Origin of the sequence: Prevotella sp. CAG:592 (assembly GCF_000436015.1) — a bacterium.
GTDB lineage: Bacteria > Bacteroidota > Bacteroidia > Bacteroidales > Bacteroidaceae > Prevotella > Prevotella pectinovora.
On sequence record NZ_FR892638.1, the window covers coordinates 13,794 to 19,539 of the forward strand.

The following is a 5,746-nucleotide window of genomic DNA, read 5'->3' on the forward strand; positions in this document are numbered from 1 at the left end:
GACGTGATGTACAGAATCTTGCCGATGTGCTCAATCTCTGTTTGAGACGCAACGGCCTTGAGACGCCGCTCCTCCAGCATCGTCTTGTAAACGCATGGGATAGGGTCGTGGGGCCGGACGTGGTGGCATACACCGGAGAGAAGTTCATAAAGAACCAGACCCTGATGGTGAAGATAAAGAATCCCGCCCTTCGTCAAGATCTCTCCATGATGAAGCAGCGGCTCATCACCCGTCTCAATGGTGAGGTGGGCAGCATGATAATAACTGATATAAAGTTTTATTGACCGCAGACCACCATGTCCATCCTGTTGTCATGTTCGTCGGCAGGCACTGCATCTACGAACTGGAACGGGAAACATATACCTATTTTATATGTATTCCCCTTCCTGTTTTCACGCTTTTCATTGAAGCCTTTTCCGCTTTCACACTTTTCATTGACGCCCCTCTTTACGGCAGCGTTCAGAAAGCGGTCGTAATATCCCTTTCCTCTGCCGAGGCGGTTGCCGTCCTTGTCGAAAGCCATTCCCGGAATCACCGCCACGTCGATGTCTTCATAATCAGTGAAGAGTTTTCCGCACGGTTCCATGATGCCGAAGCTACCCACCTCCAGGTCAGCGTCGCCATCATATTCCCTCAGTTCCATCTCGCAGTCGCTGATTACCTTTGGCAACACGATTTTCTTTCCCTCGCCGTGCAGTCTGTGTATCATATCCATGGTATAAACCTCGTCGGGCAGAGAACAATAGAGCATCACCGTTGTTGCCTCCTTGATGCATGGAAGCTCAAGGAGCTTTCCCGTTATTACGGAAGAAAGCGCCTTGAGTTCCTCTTGCGTATGTTGCTTCTTCAGCTGTCTGACAGCCTTTCTCAATTCTGTCTTTGTAAGCATAACCGTTAGTTTTTCTTTGTCAGATTATTATGGTCGGGTTCAGGTCGTCATCCCGTTTCGCCTCATTTGCCATTATGCAGCTTCTTTCCCTTTGCTGCAGCCTTCTTTGTGGCAGCCTTAGGAGCAGGCTGAGGTTTCTTGGGGAACGCCGCATTGTTCTTGAACACGTTGAGGGCAGCGTCTATCACCTTGTCGTCGCCGTTGATATACTGCGTCCATGCCTTCTCGTCGAGGATGTTGTATATGATGCGGCTGTTGATATAGCGGTCGAGCAGTCTGTGCGACTTCTTTATCATCAGGTTGCGCCTCTGGAGTCCGTTCTTGTTGGCGAATGTGGCGAACTTGTCCACGAGGTTCTGTTTCTTCAGATAGTCAGCCAGTTCCATCATCTCCTTATACGAGTTCAGCTTGATGCGGTTGTCGTCGGTATATACGAAGGCGAATTGCAGGATGAGTCCGCTCATGCTTGCCTCTTTCAGGTATGACGTCATGCCGATAGTGTCTTCAGGCACGAAGATGTCAGGCGTGATGCCGCCACCGCCATACACCGTCCTGCCGATGCCGGTGTGGTAGGCAGGTCCCGTGTGCTTGATGCTGTCTTGTGAGAAGAATTCGCCGTGCTGGTATCTCGCCAGCAGGTCCTCTTCGTAGTCAACATTGTCGCCAGCCGTATAAGGCTTCTGGATGCAGCGTCCCGATGGGGTGTAGTAGCGGGCGGTGGTCAGACGGATAATGCTGCCGTCGGGGAATTCCATCTGTTTCTGCACCAGTCCCTTTCCGAACGAGCGGCGTCCGATTATCGTTCCGCGGTCGTTGTCCTGTATAGCTCCGGCAAAGATTTCAGAAGCCGATGCCGACACCTCGTTGATGAGCACTACGAGCGGTATGCTCTGATAGCTGCCGCTGCCGTCGCTGCGGAACTCCTGTCTTGGCGATTTCCTTCCTTCGGTATATACAATGAGCTTGTTCTTGGGCAGGAACTCGTTTATCATCTGCACAGCCGATTCGAGATATCCTCCCGTGTTGTCGCGCAGGTCTATCACGAGGTTTGCGAATCCCTCCTGCGACAGTTCCGCCAGAGCCACGAGCAGTTCGGCGTAAGTGTTCTCACCGAAGTTCTTTATCTTGATATATCCCGTATTCTCATCGAGCATATACACCGCCGAAATGCTCTTCTGAGGAATGTTGGCACGCGTTATGGTGAAGTATTTCACGGCTTTCGATCCATACCTCATCACTCCGATTTTCACCTTCGTGCCCTTTTGTCCCTTCAGTCGGCGCATCGCCTCTTCGTTGGTCACCACCTTTCCAACGAAAGGCTTTCCGTCCACGCTGACTATCTTGTCGCCGGCCAACACGCCGGCCTGCTGTGCCGGACCGTTCTTCACCACGTTCTGCACGTGGATGGTGTCTTGTCGGATAACGAATTCCACACCGATTCCCGAGAACGAGCCCTTGAGGTCGTCCTGCGTTCTCTGCACGTCTTCGGCGCTGATATAAACCGAGTGAGGGTCGAGGTCAGAAAGTATCTGCGGTATCGCCATATCAACGAGCGAGTCGATGTTCACGTCGTCAACATATTGATCGTCGATGATATGCAGCAGGTTGTTCAGTCTGTTGCTTCCCGAGTTTATGATATTCAGTCTGTTGCCCGAGAAATGGTTGGCATAGAAAGTGCCGATCACCACACCCACTATCACGCAGATTGCCATAAGCATCGGCGTCAGTCGGTTGGGTCTATTTTGTCTCATATTCGTCTGGATTAAGATGTATCACATTGATTTTAGCCCTTTTCAGAAGGTCGATGCCCTCGCTGAGCCTGTATTCCCTGGCATAGACGACACGTTTGATGCCGGCCTGTATTATCAGTTTGGAGCATTCTATGCATGGAGCGTCGGTGACGTAGAGCGTCGCTCCGTCGCTGTTGTTGGAGCTTCGGGCGAGTTTCGTTATGGCGTTTGCCTCGGCATGGAGCACGTAGGGGTGAGTCACGTTGTTCTCGTCCTCACACACGTTTTCGAATCCGCTTGGCGTGCCGTTGTAGCCGTCGCTGATTATCATTTTGTCTTTCACGACAAGGCATCCCACCTTTCTTCTCTCGCAGTAGCTGTTCTCCGACCATATACCTGCCATGCGCAGGTATTTGAGGTCAAGCCTGAGCTGTTTCTCTTTGTCGTCCATGATTCTTGATAGTGTTTGTCGTTATTGTTGAGTCTGGCGGTTCTCCTCTGCCGAAGCTTTCTTTATTCCGTTTCTCTCAAGCAGTGCGTCGATGGTAGGTTCACATCCGCGGAATCTCTTGTATAGTGTCATCGGATGCTCCGTGCCGCCCTTCGACAGGATGTTGTCGCGGAAGCTCTGTGCCGTTTCCCTGTTGAAGATGCCGTTCTTCTTGAACACGCTGAAGGCGTCGGCATCGAGCACCTCAGCCCATTTGTAGCTGTAGTATCCGGCGGCATATCCTCCAGCCATGATGTGGCTGAACTGCACCGTCATGCACGTGTCTTTCAGCTGTTCCAGCACCATCGCTTTCTGCCATGCCTTCTTCTCAAACGGTATGATGTCGTCGGTGAAGGCATCCTTCTTTGTATAGTAAGCCATGTCGAGCAGTCCGAAGCTCACCTGCCTCATGCAGCCGTATGCCACCATGAAGTTGCGGCTCTTCCTTATTCGCTCTATCAGTTCGTCGGGCAGCGGTTCGCCGGTCTTGTAGTGGAAGGCGAAGGTGCGCAGGAACTCCTTCTCGGCGCCATAGTTCTCCATGAACTGCGACGGCAGTTCCACGAAGTCCCACCACACGTTGGTTCCTGAAAGGCTCTCGAATCTGGTGTTTGCGAACATGCCGTGGAGACTGTGTCCGAATTCGTGTAGGAAAGTCTCCACCTCGCCCAGTGTCAGCAGCGCCGGCTTCTCGGCAGTAGGTTTCGTGAAGTTCATCACCACGCTAACGTGTGGTCTCACGTTCTCCCCCTTCTTGTCAATCCATTGTCCCTGATATTCCGTCATCCATGCTCCGCCCTGCTTTCCCTTGCGAGGATGGAAGTCGGCATAGAACACGGCGAGATACGAACCGTCCTTGTCGAACACCTCGTATGCCTTCACGTCGGGATGATAGACGGGGATGTCCTTGTTCTCCTTGAATGTTATGCCGTATAGTCTGTTTGCCAGTCCGAACACTCCGTCTATCACGCGGCTCAGTTCGAAATACGGGCGCAGCATCTCGGCGTCGAGGTTGAACTTTTCAAGTTGCAGTTTGTGGGAATAGAAGCTGAAGTCCCAAGGTTTCAGTTTGAAGTCGTCGCCCTCCATGCTCTTCGCCTTCTTCTCGATGTCGGCCACCTCCAGCTTTGCCGTAGGCATATAGGCGTCGATGAGGTCGTCGAGCAGCTTGTACACGTTCTGCGTATTGCTCGCCATACGGTTTTTCAATACATATTCGGCATACGTCTCATATCCCAGCAGCTGTGCTATTTCCCTTCTGAGGTTAACGATTCTCTTGCATATCTCCAGGTTGTTCTCCCCGTTGTCGTGCGTACACATCGTGTTGCGCTGCATATACATCTCGCGTCTCAGTTCGCGGCGTGTGGAATATGTCATGAACGGACTGTAGCTGGGATAGTCGAGTGTGAATATCCATCCCTCCTTCTTCTGTTCCTTTGCAGTCATGGCAGCCGCCTCCTTCGCCGTGTCGGGCAGTCCGTCGATATCTTTCTCATCGGTGATATGCAGGGTGTATGCCTTTGTCTCCTTCAGCAGGTTCTGCGAGAACTGCAGCGACAGCATGCTTGCCTCCTCGGTAAGTTTTCTCAGTTTCTCCTTTCCCTCGTCGTCGAGCAGCGCACCGCTTCTCACGAATCCGTCGTAGCAGTTGTCGAGCAGTCTCTGTTCCTCAGGAGTCAGTTCGCGGTGGTTGTCGTGTACCGCCTTTATCCTCTCGAAGAGTTTCTTGTTGAGTCTCACGTCGTTGGCGTGTTTCGTCAGTATCGGCTGCATCTTCTGTGCCAGGGCGTCCATCTCGTCGTTGGTCTCCGCACTGAGCAGGTTGAAGAACACCGTGGAAACCCTCGACAGCAAGTCGTAGTATCCGTCCTTATCGTCGTCAACGTTGATTATCGTGTTGTCGAAAGTTGGTTCTGCGGGATTGTTGATAGTCTTTTCTATCTGTTCGTCGTCGCGCCTGATGCCTTCGAGGAATGCCTCCTCGTAGTCCTCGAGCTTTATCTTGTCGAAAGGCACCGTTTCGTGCGGTGTCTTGTATTGTTCGAGGAATGGGTTCACTCTTTTCGTCTTCTCAATTTCTTTTTCTTCCATACTGTATGTTGTCCTTCTTCTGATTTCGGTTTAAGATACTTATTTATTAATACAAAGATACCCTTTGTTTCTAAATGACACAACAAAATGGGTGACATTTCTCGCTGCTCTATCTTTTTTTAACAGTTGTGGCGTCCTTGTGGTTGCTATATAGCTTTGTTTCCGTCCGGCTTTGATAGGGTTGTTGATTTCTCGTCGGCTGATTCACTTGCCTGTCTGGTGGTTTGTCCTCTGATTTCAGGCAAAAATGGATAAATGCATATATTCATATTGTTAATTGGGCAAGTCGCCTGATTTTCTTCTAAAAATCAGCGGACTTGTCCAATCGGAAATACATACAGAAGGTTATCTTTGTTTTCTTCTGAAAAACCGTTAGGAAAAGAAAATGAATTCTTGTTTTCTCTCGATTAATAAGTTTTTTGATAAAAAATGAAGGAAAAGTTTGCAGGTTAAAACTTTTTGTGTACCTTTGCAACCGCAAATCACGCTTATGCGTTGTTTGCATTAATAAATTTATGATGGTGCCATAGCTCAGTTGGTAGAGCA

At 50.5% G+C, this 5,746-nt stretch carries 5 protein-coding genes; 1 reads left to right on the forward strand and 4 read right to left on the reverse strand.

Annotated elements, in window-relative coordinates; translation table 11 throughout:
- On the forward strand, nt 1-284 hold a 284-nt coding region (locus tag QVO99_RS11060), incomplete at its 5' end, for a DUF721 domain-containing protein (protein ID WP_288177254.1).
- On the opposite strand, the gene QVO99_RS11065 is transcribed toward QVO99_RS11060, so the two are convergent.
- The 4 genes from QVO99_RS11065 to QVO99_RS11080 all read right to left on the reverse strand — a co-directional run bounded on the left by QVO99_RS11065 (nt 278) and on the right by QVO99_RS11080 (nt 5,200).
- A complete protein-coding gene (locus tag QVO99_RS11065; RefSeq protein ID WP_022317679.1) occupies nt 278-889 on the reverse strand; it encodes a 5-formyltetrahydrofolate cyclo-ligase in 612 nt (203 codons plus the stop codon). The two genes, QVO99_RS11060 and QVO99_RS11065, sit on opposite strands and share 7 nt — an antisense overlap.
- Before the next feature lie 62 nt (nt 890-951).
- Complete coding sequence (locus QVO99_RS11070; protein ID WP_022317680.1) at nt 952-2,640, reverse strand: S41 family peptidase; 1,689 nt, start codon at nt 2,638-2,640, stop codon at nt 952-954.
- Complete coding sequence (locus tag QVO99_RS11075) at nt 2,627-3,070, reverse strand: deoxycytidylate deaminase (RefSeq protein WP_022317681.1); 444 nt, start codon at nt 3,068-3,070, stop codon at nt 2,627-2,629. Before QVO99_RS11075 ends, QVO99_RS11070 begins: the two co-directional genes overlap by 14 nt.
- A gap of 21 nt (nt 3,071-3,091) precedes the next feature.
- The gene (locus QVO99_RS11080) at nt 3,092-5,200 is read right to left on the reverse strand and encodes a M3 family metallopeptidase (RefSeq protein ID WP_022317682.1); all 2,109 of its coding nucleotides are present in this window, start codon (nt 5,198-5,200) and stop codon (nt 3,092-3,094) included.
- Between the last annotated feature and the right edge of the window lie 546 nt (nt 5,201-5,746).